The 17,651-nt window shown below is 42.2% G+C and carries 23 protein-coding genes and 1 other RNA gene; 17 read left to right on the forward strand and 7 right to left on the reverse strand.

The features are described from left to right. Nucleotides 1-8: 8 nt before the first annotated feature. Nucleotides 9-629: a Holliday junction resolvase RecU gene (recU, locus tag NST16_RS06825; protein ID WP_010334705.1), complete on the reverse strand. Its 621-nt coding sequence runs from the start codon at nt 627-629 to the stop codon at nt 9-11. A gap of 40 nt (nt 630-669) precedes the next feature. Here recU and NST16_RS06830 point away from each other — a divergent pair, with 40 nt between their 5' ends. After that, nucleotides 670-1,632 (forward strand): DUF2515 domain-containing protein, encoded by a 963-nt coding sequence (locus NST16_RS06830; RefSeq protein ID WP_340885078.1) that lies wholly within the window; start codon nt 670-672, stop codon nt 1,630-1,632. Nucleotides 1,633-1,657: 25 nt separating this feature from the next. Here NST16_RS06830 and sspM read toward each other — a convergent pair whose 3' ends face one another. Then, the gene (sspM, locus tag NST16_RS06835) at nt 1,658-1,762 is read right to left on the reverse strand and encodes an acid-soluble spore protein SspM (protein WP_340885081.1); all 105 of its coding nucleotides are present in this window, start codon (nt 1,760-1,762) and stop codon (nt 1,658-1,660) included. Nucleotides 1,763-1,959: 197 nt separating this feature from the next. Here sspM and NST16_RS06840 point away from each other — a divergent pair, with 197 nt between their 5' ends. Together NST16_RS06840 and NST16_RS06845 are read left to right on the forward strand one after the other, a co-directional pair. Then, nucleotides 1,960-2,205 carry a DUF5446 family protein gene (locus NST16_RS06840; protein ID WP_268449406.1) on the forward strand — a complete coding sequence of 82 codons (246 nt, stop codon included), beginning with the start codon at nt 1,960-1,962 and terminating at the stop codon, nt 2,203-2,205. A gap of 45 nt (nt 2,206-2,250) precedes the next feature. Beyond that, nucleotides 2,251-2,622 (forward strand): YppE family protein, encoded by a 372-nt coding sequence (locus NST16_RS06845; RefSeq protein WP_340888302.1) that lies wholly within the window; start codon nt 2,251-2,253, stop codon nt 2,620-2,622. A gap of 35 nt (nt 2,623-2,657) precedes the next feature. Here NST16_RS06845 and NST16_RS06850 read toward each other — a convergent pair whose 3' ends face one another. After that, on the reverse strand, nt 2,658-2,846 hold the full coding sequence (locus NST16_RS06850) for a YppF family protein (RefSeq protein ID WP_010334700.1): 189 nt from the start codon (nt 2,844-2,846) through the stop codon (nt 2,658-2,660). Nucleotides 2,847-3,033: 187 nt separating this feature from the next. Between NST16_RS06850 and NST16_RS06855 the strand changes: the two genes are divergently transcribed. After that, entirely contained in the window at nt 3,034-3,408 is a 375-nt protein-coding gene (locus NST16_RS06855) for a YppG family protein (protein ID WP_268449402.1), read from the forward strand. Nucleotides 3,409-3,429: 21 nt separating this feature from the next. Here the strand turns inward: NST16_RS06855 and NST16_RS06860 are convergent, their stop codons facing one another. After that, nucleotides 3,430-3,849, reverse strand: coding sequence for an Hsp20/alpha crystallin family protein (locus NST16_RS06860; RefSeq protein WP_340885092.1), 420 nt, complete (start codon nt 3,847-3,849; stop codon nt 3,430-3,432). A 136-nt stretch (nt 3,850-3,985) separates the two neighbouring features. Here NST16_RS06860 and NST16_RS06865 point away from each other — a divergent pair, with 136 nt between their 5' ends. From NST16_RS06865 to NST16_RS06910, 10 genes are all read left to right on the forward strand, one after another. Further along, the gene (locus NST16_RS06865) at nt 3,986-4,492 is read left to right on the forward strand and encodes a PTS sugar transporter subunit IIA (RefSeq protein ID WP_029441333.1); all 507 of its coding nucleotides are present in this window, start codon (nt 3,986-3,988) and stop codon (nt 4,490-4,492) included. Nucleotides 4,493-4,596: 104 nt separating this feature from the next. Next, complete coding sequence (gene mrfA / locus NST16_RS06870) at nt 4,597-6,846, forward strand: ATP-dependent helicase MrfA (protein ID WP_340885095.1); 2,250 nt, start codon at nt 4,597-4,599, stop codon at nt 6,844-6,846. Between the two features lie 16 nt (nt 6,847-6,862). Next, a complete protein-coding gene (locus NST16_RS06875) occupies nt 6,863-8,104 on the forward strand; it encodes a ribonuclease H-like domain-containing protein (protein ID WP_340885097.1) in 1,242 nt (413 codons plus the stop codon). 100 nt (nt 8,105-8,204) lie between these two features. Continuing rightward, nucleotides 8,205-8,333: a hypothetical protein gene (locus tag NST16_RS06880; protein WP_003230707.1), complete on the forward strand. Its 129-nt coding sequence runs from the start codon at nt 8,205-8,207 to the stop codon at nt 8,331-8,333. Nucleotides 8,334-8,417: 84 nt separating this feature from the next. Continuing rightward, nucleotides 8,418-8,645: a spore coat protein CotD gene (gene cotD, locus NST16_RS06885; protein WP_010334694.1), complete on the forward strand. Its 228-nt coding sequence runs from the start codon at nt 8,418-8,420 to the stop codon at nt 8,643-8,645. An 87-nt stretch (nt 8,646-8,732) separates the two neighbouring features. Then, complete coding sequence (locus NST16_RS06890) at nt 8,733-9,278, forward strand: DUF1273 domain-containing protein (RefSeq protein ID WP_010334693.1); 546 nt, start codon at nt 8,733-8,735, stop codon at nt 9,276-9,278. Between the two features lie 78 nt (nt 9,279-9,356). Beyond that, entirely contained in the window at nt 9,357-9,653 is a 297-nt protein-coding gene (gene gpsB, locus NST16_RS06895) for a cell division regulator GpsB (RefSeq protein ID WP_010334692.1), read from the forward strand. A gap of 66 nt (nt 9,654-9,719) precedes the next feature. After that, an RNA gene (rnpB, locus tag NST16_RS06900) (RNase P RNA component class B) lies at nt 9,720-10,101 on the forward strand. 96 nt (nt 10,102-10,197) lie between these two features. After that, complete coding sequence (locus tag NST16_RS06905) at nt 10,198-11,346, forward strand: THUMP domain-containing class I SAM-dependent RNA methyltransferase (RefSeq protein WP_340885103.1); 1,149 nt, start codon at nt 10,198-10,200, stop codon at nt 11,344-11,346. A 340-nt stretch (nt 11,347-11,686) separates the two neighbouring features. Next, a complete protein-coding gene (locus NST16_RS06910) occupies nt 11,687-12,133 on the forward strand; it encodes a hypothetical protein (protein WP_340885106.1) in 447 nt (148 codons plus the stop codon). 82 nt (nt 12,134-12,215) lie between these two features. Here NST16_RS06910 and NST16_RS06915 read toward each other — a convergent pair whose 3' ends face one another. Further along, nucleotides 12,216-12,368, reverse strand: coding sequence for a YpzG family protein (locus NST16_RS06915; protein WP_003153548.1), 153 nt, complete (start codon nt 12,366-12,368; stop codon nt 12,216-12,218). 166 nt (nt 12,369-12,534) lie between these two features. Here NST16_RS06915 and NST16_RS06920 point away from each other — a divergent pair, with 166 nt between their 5' ends. Together NST16_RS06920 and NST16_RS06925 are read left to right on the forward strand one after the other, a co-directional pair. After that, nucleotides 12,535-12,723 (forward strand): hypothetical protein, encoded by a 189-nt coding sequence (locus NST16_RS06920; RefSeq protein WP_229042794.1) that lies wholly within the window; start codon nt 12,535-12,537, stop codon nt 12,721-12,723. A 102-nt stretch (nt 12,724-12,825) separates the two neighbouring features. Beyond that, a complete protein-coding gene (locus NST16_RS06925; RefSeq protein ID WP_340885117.1) occupies nt 12,826-14,751 on the forward strand; it encodes an ATP-dependent DNA helicase in 1,926 nt (641 codons plus the stop codon). A 45-nt stretch (nt 14,752-14,796) separates the two neighbouring features. On the opposite strand, the gene kduD is transcribed toward NST16_RS06925, so the two are convergent. Together kduD and kduI are read right to left on the reverse strand one after the other, a co-directional pair. Next, entirely contained in the window at nt 14,797-15,561 is a 765-nt protein-coding gene (kduD, locus tag NST16_RS06930; protein WP_340885120.1) for a 2-dehydro-3-deoxy-D-gluconate 5-dehydrogenase KduD, read from the reverse strand. Between the two features lies 1 nt (nt 15,562). Further along, nucleotides 15,563-16,390, reverse strand: a complete 828-nt coding sequence (kduI, locus tag NST16_RS06935; RefSeq protein WP_340885123.1) for a 5-dehydro-4-deoxy-D-glucuronate isomerase — start codon at nt 16,388-16,390, stop codon at nt 15,563-15,565. A 223-nt stretch (nt 16,391-16,613) separates the two neighbouring features. Here kduI and NST16_RS06940 point away from each other — a divergent pair, with 223 nt between their 5' ends. Next, entirely contained in the window at nt 16,614-17,633 is a 1,020-nt protein-coding gene (locus NST16_RS06940) for a LacI family DNA-binding transcriptional regulator (RefSeq protein WP_340885126.1), read from the forward strand. The last annotated feature ends 18 nt before the right edge of the window (nt 17,634-17,651 follow it).

The following is a 17,651-nucleotide window of genomic DNA, read 5'->3' on the forward strand; positions in this document are numbered from 1 at the left end:
TTCGTTAATCAACCTTTCGCACTTGATGATGGCGAAAAATAAAGCTGTTCAATAATACTAATATAATCAATTCTTGGCGCGTATCCAAGAGAAATCGGATAAGCTGCTTCCTCTAACTCATCTTTTCGAATGGATTTTCTACCGTTTTTTTCTTTTCTTTCCCAGAAATAAAACAGCCTATCGGCTTCTAAAAAATAAACCTGGCCGAAAGCGGATATAATAACAAAACAAATACCGTCTTGAGCCGTTACCTGTTTCATATGCTCAATTTGATGGTCATGAAAATTCTGCAGGGGGAAAGAGGTTGTGTTTTTTGTCTCTTTCGCCTCAAAGTCAATGTACCGCCCTTTATAAATTCCGTTATAATCTGTTGTCGATGATTGCTTAAAATAGGCTTCTTTTATGACTGCAGCGCTTCTTTTTGGATAATGGACATTTACAATTTGAACAGGTGTCGGCTTTTTGTGTATTACGGCAATTTGGTTTGTCAGATAATACTTATTCGTTTCGTTTAAGTCATCTTCGAGGGTCATTCCGCGATTACTGTAAGATGGCGCTCTTTTATGACTGCTTTGGGATGAAACCGGATGTTTCGGCTGAAACGTTTTTCCGTTAGGATACCGAATCACTTTCTCATCCTCCTTATTAAACTATTAGTGACGGAAGTGAATGAACGTGCAAGAACAACAGGCCATCAGAAAACTTCTTCGCCGGATTGAGCGGCAGACGGCAGTCAAAAACGCCGATAATATTTCAAGAACGAATGCTTATAAGGCATTCTATGACCGTCATCCGGAAATTAAATGGTCGCTCTTAGCTTCCTTCGTTTCACGCAATGCCGGCTGGTCAATGACTGATTTAAAGGGCAGTCTGTTTCAGCTTGGTCTGCGTGAGTCACAGCAAAGGTGGTTCTTTTTGGCCTATGAGAGAGCGAATTGGCTCATCTTTTCAGATGCCTATCCGCAGCTTCTTTTGTACCACTGGTCTGTAAAAATCGGGAAGCCCCTGTTCAGCTATCTGCAATTGTTTGGCGTATCACAATTTATGACAGAAGAGTGGACCCGTTTTTGGCATGAACGAAACACGGAGCGGCTCATGTATGCTCTCATTATAAATGAACAAAACACTATCCAAACACCTATTATACAAAATCCTTCGTTCAAAAAGAACGTTTTTGGCACGATTCCTTTTTATTTAAGTGACTGGTTTCATTTTAACACCGTTATTTTTCCATCTTCAGACGGCATTCTTTACGGTGTTTCGGCCAAGCGTTTTTCTAAAACCGAAGAGAGGATTAAGCTCGGTAAACAGCTGTCACAATTGCTGTTCAGCCCGGAACTGTTTTCTTCTTTTTATGGCTTTTTGCACACAGTGCCGCATACGGGCTCCCGTTTTGATATGGAAAAAATGATCGGAATCACAAAAAGAACATCTCCTATGCTAAGGACATGCTACCCTGAATTAACTCACTCATTAGACGGAAAGAAAACAGATTGGTTTCATGGAAAGATAAAGAAAGGCTTCTTTGCGCGTGAGGCATTACCGCAGCAGATAGAATTGACTGACTGGTATGTAAACAAAAAACGTCAGCTGCATGCGCTTTTTGCAGTGGAGCATTGGCTGAAGAAATAAAAGAAGCAAGGAATTTCCTTGCTTCTTACGTAGAAGGACGGTTCGGGCCGCCTAGTTTTTTATCTAAGGAATCAACTGCTTTTGATTCAGTCTTTTTTTGCTGGCCGGCTTTTTTCGGTCTGGTTTTCATACGGCACCTCCTCACAAGTATCGTGTGCATTAAGCATGAGGATCATACAATTTTTGCGTGTCTTTTTGTCGAAAACTTCAGCTTTTCGTAGAATACCTGTTTGTTTGGCGATTTGCTTCTAGTTTTGTCATGCGGAAGGATTGCGCCGTACGAGCAAAGAATTTAACCGGGAGAGAAGAGTAAAGGGAGGAACACAAATGTCCGGTTACGTAAGCAAGACAGATATTCTCCGAATGCTTTCTGATATAGAAACTGAATTAAACTGTGCTGAACAGAGCCTTAGCCGTTCTATAGATGTATTCGAGGCTGAAATGCGTGAAACGGAGGACGAACGTTTGAGTGTTCTGGAAGAAGAAATCATGGATCTTCATATATGTATAAACGAGCTGTACCGATCTCCTCAAGAGAGGTATGCTGTGGACAAGGTATATCGCATCGGCTGAATTTATGAGAAAAATTTGGTACGATAAGCTTTGAGGTGAAGGATGTTGCAACTACAAACACTGCTGAAACTTACCGAACAGATGATTGAAGCCGCTAAGAAAGGTGCTGCACGTTATCAGGAAGGGAAAGAAAATAACCATTCGTACGATTTTTATGAAACGATTAAGCCTGCTGTCGAGGAAAATGATTCTCTGGCAGCTCACTGGGCGGAAGGGGCGCTTGAATTTATAAAAGCACGCCGCCCGAAATACGTGCATGCTGAGCAAATAGAGACTGCAAAGGATAATTTCCTGGAATTGATTCTTCAGTCATATGTTCATCATATTCATAAAAAGCGATTCAAAGACATCACTGAATCAGTCGTTTACACATTGCAGACAGTGAAGGATGAAATTGCAAGTGAAGACAGCCAATAAAGGCTGTCTTCATTTTTATTATAGGGGGCCGGACGTTAATTCAGCTCATATGCCGGGCTTTCTGCTCCATTTGCTTCCAGAACCTTCATACTGTTACGAAAATCAGTTGCATTGAGGTGTCCTTGAATATAGAGGAACTTGGCAAAGTCCATCAGTTTATTCACACAGTCTGTTTCATATTTCTTCATTTCTGCAAAACGTTTGCTTAAGTATGATACGTTCATTATGGTGCATCCCCTCTCATCTGTATTGAAAATATGGTATCATAATGATTCGACTTTTTTCTGTTTTTAAAAAATTTAAACTTTCGACACAATTTGACAAACACGCTTAATGGCATCAGACACAAACAATAGAAATGATTCATACATATAGAGGAGAGAAATATGTTGAGTCTAGGGGGAATTCGCAATGGAAAGAAGACCTCAAAACAATCCTCGGCAATTGGGTTATTATTATCCTCAGCAAATACAGGGATATTATCAGCAGAATGCGCCTGTTCATTCTGAACCATACGTTCCGCAGCATTACGGACAACAGGAGTTTTATCAGCCGTATATTCCGCCTCAGTCTATGCCTATGCAGCCACCTGTATTTCCTAATCCTTATCCTATCGCAAGACCGAATCAGCAGCAGCCTTCACAGGTTCAAAGTATTATGTCACAATTCAAAAAAGCGAACGGGCAGTTTGACTTTAATAAAATGATGGATACAACAGGCCAAGTCATGAGTGCCATGAATCAAGTTGGCTCATTAATAAAGGGGTTTACCAGCTTTTTTAAATAAGAGAAGCATGAATGAATCAAATCATTCATGCTTATTTTTTGGGAAGAAAAGCGTCATTGTCTGCTCACTCCATGACGTTTCCATTTCTTCCTGATGCACTTTGTAAGGCAGCTGTACGGTTCTTGTCATGCTTGTTAATGTGGAGGCGTTTTGCTCCTTCTGTTTTTCCTGAAGCGTTACATGGAGGTACCGGGACTTAATGTCGATGAGAATCTCGCCGTCTCGAAACGTTGCTGGAATTGTGATATCGACATACAGACCCTCATCACTTTCTCTGACGTCTATCGTTGTCTGTACATCTTTGAAACTAGAGTCGATCAGGTTTTGAAAACCATGTAAAAGATTTCCTAATGCAGAAGATTGAAACAGATGGTCCATTGCTTGATTGATGATCTCTTCTTTCTTAGACAATTCATTCTTTTCGTCATCTTTAAAATCCAAATGAGCCACCGCCTTTTTTAATCAGACTATGCGTTTGTGCCAGATGTTGTTATAAATTGAAGCCAAATTGAAAGTGTGGTTAAATAGGTGGTGAATGAAGGGATAACGGTTGATGAATTGGAAGGGAGATAACACATTGCTGAAAAAATTATTCGGAATGGGAAAATCAGAGGAAAAAAGTACGGAAGAGGTCATCTATTCTCCGGCAGATGGGACGGTAATGGATCTCACAGATGTGCCGGACCCTGTTTTTTCACAAAAAATGATGGGCGAAGGAATTGCAGTTGAACCCTCTAATGGTGAAATTGTTTCACCTGTTGAAGGTGAAGTGATTCAGCTGTTTCATACAAAACACGCTGTGGGCATCCGAGCACGTTCGGGAATCGAGCTGTTAATTCACGTCGGTTTAGAAACCGTAAATATGAACGGAGAAGGATTTACCGCTCATATTAAAGAAGGTGACAAAGTAAAGGTCGGCGACCCGCTCATCACGTGTGATTTGGAGTTAATAAAAGAGAAAGCGAGCAGCGCAGTCATCCCTATCGTTATTATGAATGGGGAAGCTGTGGAAACAATAGAGCCTGCAGGTGAAAAGGCTGCACACAAAGGCGAAACAAAGCTGCTCACAATAAAAGCGAAATAAGCAGGGCGGATGCCTTGCTTTTTTGTTGTCCGATTGTATAAAATTTGCACCTAGCCATGCAAACAAATATTCGGTAAACTGTACTTGACAAAGAGGTGTAAAGAATGAAAAAGAAATCACTGACTGAACTCATTTCTGAATTAAAAGGAAATGAAAACGTTGTGAACTGGCATGAAATTGAGCCTCGTGAAGCAAGGACAAGACCGATGCCTGAACGTATAGATGAGAGAATCAAGACAGCCCTTTCTAAAAGGGGAATTGATGCCCTATATACCCACCAATATTCCGCTTTTCAATATGTGCAAAAAGGTGAAAGTATTGTAACTGTAACGCCTACGGCATCCGGAAAAACATTATGCTACAACCTGCCTGTCCTGCAATCTATTGCCGAGGACGATACAAACCGGGCGTTATATTTATTTCCTACTAAAGCGCTGGCCCAGGATCAAAAAAGTGAGCTCAATGAAATCATTGATGAGATGGGCATTGATATTAAAAGTTTTACATATGACGGAGACACATCTCCAGCGATCAGACAAAAGGTCAGAAAAGCAGGGCACATTGTGATTACAAACCCTGATATGCTCCACTCGGCCATTCTTCCGCATCATACAAAATGGGTGAGTTTGTTTGAAAACCTTAAATATATTGTGATAGACGAGCTGCACACGTATCGCGGTGTATTCGGAAGCCATGTCGCAAATGTAATCCGCCGGCTGAAACGGATCTGCCGGTTTTATGGTAGTGATCCGATCTTTATTTGTACCTCGGCGACGATCGCGAATCCGAAGGAATTGGGAGAGCAGCTGACCGGACACTCAATGAGGCTGGTCGATGACAACGGAGCGCCAAGCGGTCGGAAGCACTTTGTATTTTATAATCCGCCAATTGTTAATCAGCCGCTTAACATCAGAAAAAGCGCAACTGTAGAAGTAAACGAGCTGGCGAAAGAGTTCCTGAAGAACAAAGTGCAGACCATTGTATTTGCCAGAAGCAGAGTGCGGGTGGAAATTATTTTAAGCCATATTCAGGAACTGGTGAAAAAAAAGATCGGGGCAAAGTCAATCAGAGGCTATCGGGGAGGATATCTTCCAAAAGACCGAAGAGAAATCGAAAGAGGGCTGCGAGAAGGCGAAATTCTTGGGGTTGTCAGCACAAATGCGCTGGAGCTCGGGGTTGATATCGGTCAGTTGCAGGTCTGTATCATGACTGGTTATCCCGGAAGTGTGGCAAGTGCGTGGCAGCAGGCGGGAAGAGCCGGCAGAAGACACGGTGAGTCCTTGATTGTCATGGTGGCTAATTCTACGCCGATTGACCAGTATATTGTGCGCCATCCTGAATACTTTTTTGACCGTTCGCCGGAATCGGCAAGAATCAACCCGGAGAATCTAATTATTTTAGTTGATCACTTAAAATGCGCTTCTTATGAGCTTCCTTTCAAAGCTGATGAAGAGTTCGGGCCGCTGGATGTCAGTGATATTCTCGAGTACCTTCAGGAAGAAGGTGTTCTGCACCGCAATGGGGAACGTTATCACTGGGCAAACGAATCGTTTCCTGCTTCAAATATCAGTCTGCGTTCGGCTTCACAAGAAAATGTGGTCATTGTCGATCAGACGGATATTGCGAATGTGAGAATCATCGGTGAAATGGATCGGTTTAGTGCGATGACACTTCTTCATGATGAAGCGATCTATTTGCATGAAGGCGTGCAATTCCAAGTGGAAAAGCTTGATTGGGATCATAAAAAGGCTTATGTCAGAAGAGTTGATGTGGAGTATTACACAGATGCCAATCTGGCAGTCCAGCTGAAAGTGCTGGAAATTGACAAAACAAAAGAGAGAGGCCGTACATCCTTACATTACGGCGATGTTACGGTAAATGCTTTGCCGACTATTTTTAAAAAGATTAAGATGACTACTTTTGAAAATATCGGTTCAGGCCCTATTCATTTACCGGAAGAAGAACTGCACACGAGTGCGGCTTGGCTTGAAATCAAAACCATTGGTGAAGACATTGGAGAAAAGACACTCGAACAGCTGCTTCTCGGCATATCGAATGTTTTGCAGCATATTGTCCCTGTGTATATTATGTGTGACCGAAATGATGTCCATGTCGTTTCGCAAATCAAAGCTGCCCATACCGGTTTGCCAACAGTATTTTTGTATGACCATTATCCGGGCGGAATCGGCTTGGCAGAGGAAGTCTTTAAACGGTTTGCTGACATTAATGAAGCGGCTAAGCGGCTGATAAAACAATGTCCTTGTCATGATGGCTGTCCGTCTTGTATAGGTACTGAAATAGAAGGAATAAAAGCCAAGGAACGAATTTTGCAGCTGTTGGATCAAATGTCATAAGGAAAGGAGGTTAGGCATGTCGTTAAAAGGAAAACTCCAGCGAATGAAAAAGCATATGGTGCTGGAGGAAGCAGAACACAAGATAGAAGAGAATGGGACTTCAGACATTCGCTCTGATATACCGTTTCTTAAAGAGTGGGAGGCTTATGGTGTGAAGCCTTTCTTCTTTGAGGATGAATACTGTCTGATCAGGGAAGTGGAATATCCGCTCTCCCATCGGCACGGACATTACTGTTTTTCCGAGCTGGATGAAGTCATCGCGCTATGGAACAAAAGCAGCCTCTCGCATACATTATCTGCAAAAGGATATGAAAACAATAGCCTCTTTTTCTTTGATACAGAAACAACAGGTCTTGGCGGGGGAGCCGGCAATACGATTTTTTTGCTCGGCCATGCAAGGGTATATAAAGATCGAGTGGCGGTCAAACAGCATCTTCTGCCGAAACCGGGGAATGAAGTCGCCTTGTATCAGAGCTTTTTAAGCGAGGTTGATATTACGTCACTTGTAACCTACAACGGAAAAGCTTTTGATTGGCCGCAGGTAAAAACAAGGCATACGTTGATTCGTGACAGGCTCCCGAAGCTTCCGGAATTCGGGCATTTTGACCTCTTGCATGGGGCAAGGCGTTTGTGGAAGCACAAAATGGAACGCGTGTCGCTTGGCTCAGTTGAAAATGAAGAACTCGGCGTAAGCAGAAAAGAAGACACCCCGGGCTATTTGGCGCCGATGCTGTACTTTCATTTTATTAAGGCACAGGAACCGGATCTTTTAAAGGGTGTGCTGCACCATAATGAAATGGATGTGCTGTCGTTAATTTCACTGTACATTCATATGTCAAAGAAAATTCTTTCCGCTTCTGATGCGCCAAAAGAGCATGATGAAGCTTACGCAATGGCCAAATGGTTTATGGCCCATAAGGAAACAGACCAAGCAGTCAATCAGCTTGAAAGACTTAAAGAGAAGTCATTTGAAAATAAAGACAGAGCCCTTTTGGATTTATCATTGCTGTACAAAAAACAAAACCGCCTAGAAGACGCAGTCCTGCTTTGGGAGAAACTATCCCATTCTCAGCACCAAAAATGCAGGTACACTTCAGCGATAGAGCTTGCGAAATATTTTGAGCATAAGAAAAAGGAATTCGGGAAAGCTTTACATACAGCTGAACTATTACTTGCCGATGAGGCGTTCTTATCAGAAAAAGAAACGGAAAATCTGCGTGTGAGAATTGCCCGTCTGAAGAGGAAATATTCCTCTTAAATATTCCCCGGGAAAGCGCATAAGACGACTTCTTTCGCCATGAAATTTTTTTGCTGGATTCACAACGATTTTGTTGTAGAATACCGGCGAATCCTGTAAAATGACGTTAGTTATTTTTAAAGGGAGAGTTGGTATGTATAAGGGAGTTTTTTATTTGTTCTTCGTCGTTGTTTTTTTGATTGCTTTCGTATTTTCAAACTTTAAAGACAGCTTAATCGCACACTTTTAAAATAGGTCTTTGCATCAGAACATGTACCCCCTATTTTTCATAGCTTAGTATTGTAATAAAGTTTATGGAAAGGGGATTAAAATTATGCATCACTGCAGACCGCACATGATGGCGCCGATTGTCCATCCTACTCATTGCTGTGAACACCATACGTTTTCAAATACAATCGTGCCGCACATTCACCCACAGCACACAACAAACGTAAATCACCAGCATTTCCAGCACGTTCACTACTTTCCACACACTTTCTCAAATGTTGATCCGGCTACGCATCAGCATTTTCAAGCAGGAAAACCTTGCTGCGACTACTAGTATGAAAACGTGCAGCTTGATGGTGTAGCAACGCAGCACATCAAATGGGGCCCAATGGGAGCCCCATTTTTTAAAGCAGGTGAAATGATGAAGGTATTAGCAATAACAGGATATAAACCGTTTGAACTGGGGATATTTAAACAGGATGACAAGGCGCTGTATTACATAAAAAAAGCCATTAAGAACCGGCTGATTGCTTTTTTGGATGAAGGATTAGAATGGATTTTAATTTCAGGGCAGCTCGGAACGGAACTCTGGTCGGCCGAAGCTGCATATGATTTGCAGGAAGAATACCCTGACTTAAAGGTTGCTGTTATCACACCATTTTACGAGCAGGAAAAGAACTGGAAAGAGCCGAATAAGGAACTGTATGAAGCTGTTCTGGCCCAGGCGGACTACGAGGCAAGCCTGACTCACCGTCCTTATGAAAGCCCGCTGCAATTCAAACAAAAAAATCAGTTCTTCATTGATAAGTCTGACGCGCTTATGCTTTTATATGACCCGGAAATGGATGGTTCCCCAAAGTATATGCTTGAGACAGCTGAAAAAAGACACGAACAGGATGGCTATCCGATCTACTTTATCACCATGGATGATCTGAGAGTGACAGTAGAGGAAGACAGCTATTCATAACAAAGAAAGAGAAATTTGACAATCGTACAGATTTCTGAAAAAATATAAGATGATGATTCACGATACGAGGTGAAAAAGATGCTTGCTGATAAAGTAAAGCTTTCTGCGAAAGACATTTTAGAAAAAGAATTTAAAACAGGCGTTAGAGGTTACAAACAAGAAGACGTTGACAAATTTTTAGATATGATCATTAAGGATTATGAAACCTTCCATCAGGAAATTGAAGAACTGCAACAGGAAAATCTGCAGCTGAAAAAACAGCTTGAAGAAGCCAGCAAAAAACAGCCAGTGCAATCAAACACAACGAACTTTGATATCTTAAAACGGCTGTCTAACTTAGAAAAGCATGTTTTTGGCAGCAAGCTTTATGATTGATCTGCGCTAGTAATAAATGGCGCTTGTAAATTCCAATCAATTGTTATATAATAATTCATGTTCTTAACGTTCGGGTAATCGCTGCAGATCTTGAATCTGTAGAGGAAAGTCCATGCTCGCACGGTGCTGAGATGCCCGTAGTGTTCGTGCCTAGCGAAGTCATAAGCTAGGGCAGCCTTGATAGGCTGACGGCAGGAAAAAAGCCTACGTCCTTTGGATATGGCTGAGTATCCTTGAAAGTGCCACAGTGACGAAGTCTCACTAGAAATGGTGAGAGTGGAACGCGGTAAACCCCTCGAGCGAGAAACCCAAATTTTGGTAGGGGAACCTTCTTGACGGAATTCAACGGAGAGAAGGACAGAATGCTTTCTGTAGATAGATGATTGCCGCCTGAGTACGAGGTGATGAGCCGATTGCAGTACGACGGAACAAAACATGGCTTACAGAACGTTAGATCACTTAAATTAAATGATGAAATCAAGCTCTCCCGTCTAAGGAGAGCTTTTATCTTGATGAGAAAAGTTTTAAAAGACAGGGTGATACGATGAAGAAGTATACACTAATTGCAACAGCGCCGATGGGAATTGAAGCTGTAGTTGCAAAAGAAGTTCGTGACTTAGGATATGAATGCAAGGTTGATAACGGAAAAATTATCTTTGAAGGTGATGCGCTTGCGATTTGCCGTGCCAATCTTTGGCTGAGAACGGCAGACCGCGTAAAGGTTCAAGTTGCTACATTTAAAGCAAAAACATTTGATGAGCTGTTTGAAAAAACGAAAGCGGTTAATTGGCGCTCATTTATACCGGAGAACGGGAAATTCCCTGTCATCGGTAAATCCGTTAAATCAACACTTGCAAGCGTTCCCGACTGTCAGCGGATTGTCAAAAAAGCGATTGTTGAAAAGCTCAAGCTGCAGTCCGGCAAAGCCAATGACTGGATCGAAGAAACAGGCGCCGAATATAAGGTGGAAATTTCTTTATTGAAGGATCAGGCGGTTATTACACTTGATACGTCAGGGACAGGCCTCCACAAACGAGGATACCGCGTGGATCAGGGAGGCGCGCCCATTAAAGAAACGCTTGCTGCCGCTTTGGTGCAATTAACAAATTGGACTCCGGACCGTCCATTTGTCGATCCTTTTTGCGGTTCCGGAACGATCGCGATTGAAGCGGCATTAATCGGCCAAAATATTGCCCCAGGATTTAACCGCGATTTTGTCTCAGAGGATTGGGAGTGGATCGGTAAAGATCTGTGGGACAAAGCACGGCTTGAAGTCGAAGAAAAGGCAAACTATGATCAGCCGCTTACGATTTTCGCCAGTGACGTAGATCATCGCATGGTGCAAATTGCAAAAGAAAATGCGGAGGAAGCGGGTTTGGGAGATTTAATTGAATTTAAGCAGATGCAGGTCAAAGACTTCACGACAAGTCTGGAGTTTGGCGTAATTGTCGGCAATCCGCCTTACGGAGAGCGTCTCGGAGAGAAAAAAGCCGTTGAGCAGATGTACAAAGACATGGGACAGGCGTTCGAACCGCTTGATACTTGGTCTGTGTATATGCTGACATCAAATGAGAATTTTGAGGAAGCCTACGGAAGAAAAGCGACAAAAAAACGCAAGCTCTTTAACGGTTTTATCAAAACGGATTATTATCAGTATTGGGCTAAAAAGAAAAAAACAATTTCAAAAATATAGTCCCTTTTATAGGATTTAAAAATAGGTCATAAATGGTACTTTAAGGAAATAGCCGAAAAACAGGGACTTGAGTTCCTGTTTTTCGGCTATTTAGTATAAATTTTAAACATGAATATCTTTGGGATAGTGTTGGGGAATAAAGTTTTTATGAACCAGTTATTATACATACGTAGTAATTTATAATAATTTCTCATAATAAAGGCAAATTCTTAACGAATTTGCCTTTTATATTGTAAGTTGCTATAGTTTAATAATTTCTTAAAATTCACCTACTAGTCTTGATATATATATAATGCTGATTTATAATATTTTATGTAAAAATATGAAGGAGTTGGAATTAGTGAAAAAAACATTGAAAATCTTGATGGGTGCTTCTGCATTACTGATAGCAGGCTCTACCTTTATTTGCAGTCCTAAAGCAGAAGCAGCAATGAGTTCATGGGAAACAGTTCAAGGAATTAAAGGTTGTGAAGCTAGGGTTTGGACTGATGCAACAACATATACAAGAAAAGCTACTTCTATTGATGCATATGCTCAGACAAATGGAAAATGTGGGACATTGAACTATCGAATGAGTGTTGTCACCTTAGATGGGGAATATAACCTCGGTAATTATTTCCATAAGGGTTCATTCTCGAATAAAACACCTGTTAAAAAGTTTTATTTCAGTAAACTACTAAAACCTACATTTAAAGAGAGATGGCAGGTTAATGTTGAGTTATACAAAGGCGGGAAAATGAAAGACGCAGTTCAATCCAAAACTATTTATGTAGAGAAAAGAAAATAGACAGAAAATTTTCTATAGATATAATTTTAACAGGCTGTCGATATTCGACAGCCTGTAAGCATCTTTACAGTTTATCCTGACATTACCAGCGGTGCGCTTTTGCGTTGCTCCGTAAAATAATGTTGGTCTGGGACATTTCGGTGTGGCCGTTCACCTGCGATTTAGAGCGTTTCGGCCGCGTCCAATTGTGATGAAACAATTCAGAATGCTGATCTAATCGATCTTTATAACTCATGTAACCATCACTCCCGGATAGAATAAATTTGTGAAGATGGATATTCGATCGAATATCTGTTGTAGTTTGTGCAGGTCACGTGCTAAACATTCAGGAGGGCATGTATAGAAAGTGAAGTATCGGCATAGAATGATGATTATTTCTTTTGAGAGGTGATCCTTATTTTATGCTGAACAGCGAGCACTTCAGTAAAATACAAAAGGCGTTAGACGCAACTGCCTCCCAGCTACAGGAAGCCGGAGCGGAGTTCGATCCTTCCGCCATGACTTCCGCACAGGAAGCTCTAGAAAATGCGGTAAAACATACACATTCAACAGACCATCCGTTTTTATGTTCACATGTTAATCGGAAATGAAATGAAAAAAACTTGGCCTCGCCAAGTTTTTTTGTTGTATTGTAAAGGGTTAAATGATATTATAGATGGTCTGAATGCCGAATAGTTGGGGGTTGGAGTTGGGTGACAACATCACGTTTGCCTTTTGCTTTAACAAAAGAAAAGAATTTTTACGAAGAATTGAACAATTGGATTGGTGACGTGTTTTACGATATCCTTCCCGAAAAAGGCTTTGACCTTCGGGATGAGCAGGTATTTATGGCGTTTCAGCTTGAACGGGCATTTAAAGAAAAGAAGGTCATGTTCGCTGAGGCAGGAGTCGGTACGGGGAAAACACTAGTGTATCTGCTGTTTGCCATTAGCTATGCCAGATATACGGGGAAACCGGCCATTATTGCATGCGCCGATGAAACGTTAATCGAACAGCTCGTAAAAAAAGAGGGAGACATTTCGAAACTGGCTGAACATTTGGATCTTAAGATTGACACAAGGCTATCGAAATCACATGAGCAGTATCTATGCTTGAAAAAGCTAGAAAAAACAATGCAGCGATCTGATGATGAAAAGTGGCTTGATCTTTATGAAGCTTTACCGTCATTTGTCCATGAGTCACAGGCCATGCAGCGGTTTTATCCGTATGGCGACCGAAAGCAATACGCGAACCTTTCAAATGAAGAATGGTCGCAAGTAAGCTACGACTCGTTTCAAGATTGCCTGACATGTGATATGAGACATAGATGCGGCTTGACGCTATCAAGAGATTATTATCGCAAGTCAACAGACTTGATCATATGTTCCCATGATTTCTATATGGAACACGTATGGACGGAAGAATCGCGCAAGCGGGAGGGACAGCTGCCGCTGCTGCCTGATCATAGTGCGGTTGTATTTGATGAAGGGCATCTGTTAGAGTTTGCCGCGCAAAAAGCGTTAACCTACAGAGTCAAGCAATCAACTCTCGAATTATTTTTAGAACGTTTGCTTCAAAATGATATTAGAGAAGAATTTGCTGAATTGATAGAAGATGCACTTGCTGCAAACGACGAGTTTTTCTATGTTCTTTCTGAAGAATCAAGAGAAGTGGCCGGGTCGCACCGTTTGGAAATAAAGAATGATCAGCGTGTCAAAAAAGCGGCGGACGAGCTGTGCCGTTTGCTTGATAAAATTGGTGAAGCACTCGTATTTGAGTCAGAAATGTACACCATTGATCAATACGAGCTGTCAGTCGTTGAGGAATATGTAGAGCAAATGGCGTATTCACTATCTTTATATCAAAAGGATGCGATCAGCTGGCTGGAGCAAAAGGAAGCGGAATCCACTTTTGTCGTGATGCCGAGAACAGTAGCAGAAGTGCTTGGCGAGAAAGTGTTTTCAAAGAAAATTCCGTATATCTTTTCTTCTGCAACGCTATCAGAAGGCGGTTCGTTTGACTACATTGCGGACAGTCTGGGAATTCACGATTACTTATCGTTAACGGTTGATTCTCCTTATGACTATGACGAACAAATGACCGTTACCCTTTATGGGAAAACAGAAATGAGCACTGAACAAAAAACAGCTCAAACAATAGAGACAATTAAGCACTATAAAGGCAGAACGCTGGTGCTCTTCCCGTCTTTTGAGGAATTAAACGAGTTTAAGGAGCTCGCAGCTGCTTGGGAGCTGCCGTATCCGATTTACTTTGAAGGCGACGAGGAAATCAGCAGCTTAGTAGAAAAATTCCAAGGGGAAGAGGAAACGGTTTTATGTTCAGTTCACCTATGGGAAGGGCTTGATATTCCTGGTGACGCACTGAAGAATGTCACGATCTGGTCATTGCCGTTTCCGCCTCATGACCCTGTATTTACGGCAAAACGCAATAGCGCGAGAAAAGACCCATTTGAAGAGGTTGACCTTCCGTATATGCTGTTGCGCGTGCGACAGGGGATTGGCCGTCTGATTCGCTCAAATCAAGACAGCGGCTCTATTCATATTTATGCGGGCGGAGAAAATGAACGCATCATTGATGAGGTGAAAAAGGTTTTACCTGTTGAACCGAATATGATGTAATCGCGAAAAAGCTGATGATCTATGATCATCAGCTTTTTCTTTTGGTCAGCGGGCAAGCCAGCCGCCGTCTACTGCTAAAATATGTCCATTGATATAATTAGATGCGCGAGACGCCAGAAAAACAGCCGTCCCGCCGATATCATCAGCTTTGCCCCAGCGGCCGGCTGGAATCCTTTTTAAAATGTCTTCATTTCGCTTTTCATCATCCCGGATAGGCTGTGTATTGGCAGTGGATATATAGCCAGGCGCTATCGCGTTAACTTGTACGCCGGATGCGGCCCATTCATTTGCAAACGATTTTGTTAAACCAGCAACGGCATGCTTGCTTGCTGTATAGGCCGGAACAAGAATACCGCCTTGAAAAGAGAGGAGAGAGGCAATATTGATAACCTTTCCATGGCCTCTTTTCAGCATGTGTTTGCCGGCAAGCTGTGTCAGGATAAACAAGCTGTTTAGGTTCACATTCAGCACGTTATGCCAATTCTCTTCAGCGAAAGTGTCCGCTTTTTCCCGGTGAATAATGCCGGCGTTATTGACAAGGATGTCGATTTGCTGTGTTTCAAACAGGTCAGCCGCTGTATCCTTTATTGCATCAGGCTTGCTCATATCCAATGTAAAGGAAGTGAATGTGCGGCCTTCTTGTTCTACAAGCTGCTGTGTTTCTGAGAGGCTGCTTTTATGTGATGTGCCGATAATATCAGCACCGGCGCCTGCCAGCGCTTTGGCGATTCCTTGGCCGATTCCCGTACCCGGTCCTGTCACCAGTGCCGTTTTTCCTTCTAATGAAAATGCCTCTTGCAGATAACTCATCTTATTTCAGCCCATCCATCGGCACAAGATCCATGTCCGTAAATGTGTAGTTTTCACCAGCCATTGCCCACACAAAACTGTAGTTAGATGTTCCTGCGCCAGAATGAATGGACCAGGCAGGAGAAAGGACAGCCTGTTCATTTCCGACAACAAGGTGGCGTGTTTCATCCGGCTGACCCATGAAGTGAAAAACCTTTGAATCCTTCTCAAGATCAAGATAGAGATAAGCCTCCATCCGGCGATCATGAACGTGTGCCGGCATGGTGTTCCAGTTATTGCTTTCGTCTAGCATTGTGATTCCCATCATCAGCTGACAGCTTTGAATGCCATCTTGATGAATGACTTTGTACAGGCTTCTTACATTTGATGCTGCTGCGTCGCCGAGCCGGTCCGGTTTCAGTTCAGAAAGAGCGGCTTTTTGTGTCGGATAGCTTTGATGCGCGCCCGAGGAGACGAAGTAAAACTTTGCTGTTTCTCCCTTCAGGCTTTTAAATGATACATCCCGATTGCCCATCCCGATATATAGAAAATCCTTTGTTTGAAGCACATATTCATCATCGCCGACTTTCACCGCACCAGGCTGGCCGACGTTAATAATACCGATTTCACGCCGTTCCAGAAAAAAGTCAGTTTTAAGAAAGTCTCCGGCATCAAGCTTCAGTTCGCTCTGTCCGGGTGCTGCACCGCCAATCACAACGCGGTCTTCATGGGAGTAATACATGGTCAGCTTATTTTCCGTAAATAATGTGTCCATTAAAAAATGACTGCGAAGCTCCTCAGTTGTAAAGCGTTTTACTTGTTCAGGGTGTACAGAATAACGATTTTCCATTGGATTTCCCCCTAGGTTAGGATTTCGGCATCACTTGAATGAAAATAATTTGGTAACGGTTTCAAAGGAAATTTTAGGATAAATAGAGAAAATAGTCAACGTAAATTTTGTGAATAAGCACATTATTAAAAAAATACTTTTCAATTTTTTAAAATATGGTATTCTTGTGTTGTAACGGTTTTGAAATCGGTTTCAAATTATAAGACGATACAGGAGCACTTGAATGAAAAAGAAAACAACAGGCCATATCACCATCAAAGACGTAGCTGAATTTGCAGGAGTATCAAAATCAACCGTTTCTCGTTATATCAACGGGAAACTCGACGCGATTTCTCCTGAAAAGGTAAAAAACATAAAAAAAGCAATCGCTGAATTGAATTATCGGCCGAGTAAGATGGCACAAGGTTTGAAAATAAAAAAAAGCAAATTAATCGGATTTGTTGTAGCCGACATTACAAATCCCTTTTCAGTCGCAGCATTTAGGGGAGTTGAAGAGGTTTGTGATCAATATGGCTACAGCATAATGGTGTGCAACACTGATAACAGTCCTGAAAAAGAACGGGAAATGCTGCTAAAGCTCGAAGCGCATTCTGTAGAAGGGCTGATTTTAAATGCAACGGGGGAAAACAAGGATATTTTATATTCCTTTGCCGAACATCAGGTTCCGACAGTATTAATTGACCGCAAATTGCCGGAACTAAAATTGGATACGGTAACGACAGACAACAGAAGGATAACTGAAGATATCCTCCAGCAGATTTACCGCAAAGGGTACACAGATGTCGCGCTGTTTACCGAACCGATTGCATCCATCAGCCCCCGGGCGGAGAGAGCAGCTGTTTATCAGGAGATTGCCGCGGTGCGAAATGTGGATGGAATCAAGCGAATGTATGAAATTGATGTCAAAGACAAGAAGCAGCTCGAGAAGGCGCTACGCTCTTTTATCAACGAGATGCCTGAGCAAAGAAAAGCGATTCTTGCTTTAAATGGCTTGATTATGCTGAAGATTATCAGCTGTATGGAAGAAATAGGGCTGCGCATTCCCCAAGATACAGGGATTGCCGGATTCGATGATACGGAATGGTATAAACTCATCGGTCCGGGCATTACAACGATCGCCCAGCCGTCACATGATATGGGCAAGACGGCGATGGAACGCGTTATAAAAAGGATTGAAGGTGACGAGGGAGCGCCTCAAACCATCGAATTAGAGGCAAAAGTCATCATGAGAAAGTCACTTTAATCCAAGGTGCCCTCAACG

The organism is Bacillus sp. FSL K6-1005 (genome assembly GCF_038000225.1).
GTDB classification, from domain to species: Bacteria; Bacillota; Bacilli; order Bacillales; family Bacillaceae; genus Bacillus; species Bacillus mojavensis.

Bases quoted from the DNA above. Each gene is read 5' to 3' on its own strand.
- NST16_RS06890 (WP_010334693.1), top strand. From the start codon at position 8,733: ATGAAGGTATTAGCAATAACAGGATATAAACCGTTTGAACTGGGGATA.
- NST16_RS06855 (WP_268449402.1), top strand. From the start codon at position 3,034: ATGGAAAGAAGACCTCAAAACAATCCTCGGCAATTGGGTTATTATTAT.
- NST16_RS06940 (WP_340885126.1), top strand. From the start codon at position 16,614: ATGAAAAAGAAAACAACAGGCCATATCACCATCAAAGACGTAGCTGAA.
- NST16_RS06840 (WP_268449406.1), top strand. From the start codon at position 1,960: ATGTCCGGTTACGTAAGCAAGACAGATATTCTCCGAATGCTTTCTGAT.
- NST16_RS06875 (WP_340885097.1), top strand. From the start codon at position 6,863: ATGTCGTTAAAAGGAAAACTCCAGCGAATGAAAAAGCATATGGTGCTG.
- kduD (WP_340885120.1), bottom strand. From the start codon at position 15,561: ATGAGTTATCTGCAAGAGGCATTTTCATTAGAAGGAAAAACGGCACTG.
- NST16_RS06850 (WP_010334700.1), bottom strand. From the start codon at position 2,846: ATGAACGTATCATACTTAAGCAAACGTTTTGCAGAAATGAAGAAATAT.
- NST16_RS06905 (WP_340885103.1), top strand. From the start codon at position 10,198: ATGAAGAAGTATACACTAATTGCAACAGCGCCGATGGGAATTGAAGCT.
- NST16_RS06915 (WP_003153548.1), bottom strand. From the start codon at position 12,368: ATGAGTTATAAAGATCGATTAGATCAGCATTCTGAATTGTTTCATCAC.
- cotD (WP_010334694.1), top strand. From the start codon at position 8,418: ATGCATCACTGCAGACCGCACATGATGGCGCCGATTGTCCATCCTACT.
- gpsB (WP_010334692.1), top strand. From the start codon at position 9,357: ATGCTTGCTGATAAAGTAAAGCTTTCTGCGAAAGACATTTTAGAAAAA.
- kduI (WP_340885123.1), bottom strand. From the start codon at position 16,390: ATGGAAAATCGTTATTCTGTACACCCTGAACAAGTAAAACGCTTTACA.
- sspM (WP_340885081.1), bottom strand. From the start codon at position 1,762: ATGAAAACCAGACCGAAAAAAGCCGGCCAGCAAAAAAAGACTGAATCA.
- mrfA (WP_340885095.1), top strand. From the start codon at position 4,597: ATGAAAAAGAAATCACTGACTGAACTCATTTCTGAATTAAAAGGAAAT.
- NST16_RS06830 (WP_340885078.1), top strand. From the start codon at position 670: ATGAACGTGCAAGAACAACAGGCCATCAGAAAACTTCTTCGCCGGATT.
- NST16_RS06920 (WP_229042794.1), top strand. From the start codon at position 12,535: ATGCTGAACAGCGAGCACTTCAGTAAAATACAAAAGGCGTTAGACGCA.
- NST16_RS06880 (WP_003230707.1), top strand. From the start codon at position 8,205: ATGACGTTAGTTATTTTTAAAGGGAGAGTTGGTATGTATAAGGGAGTT.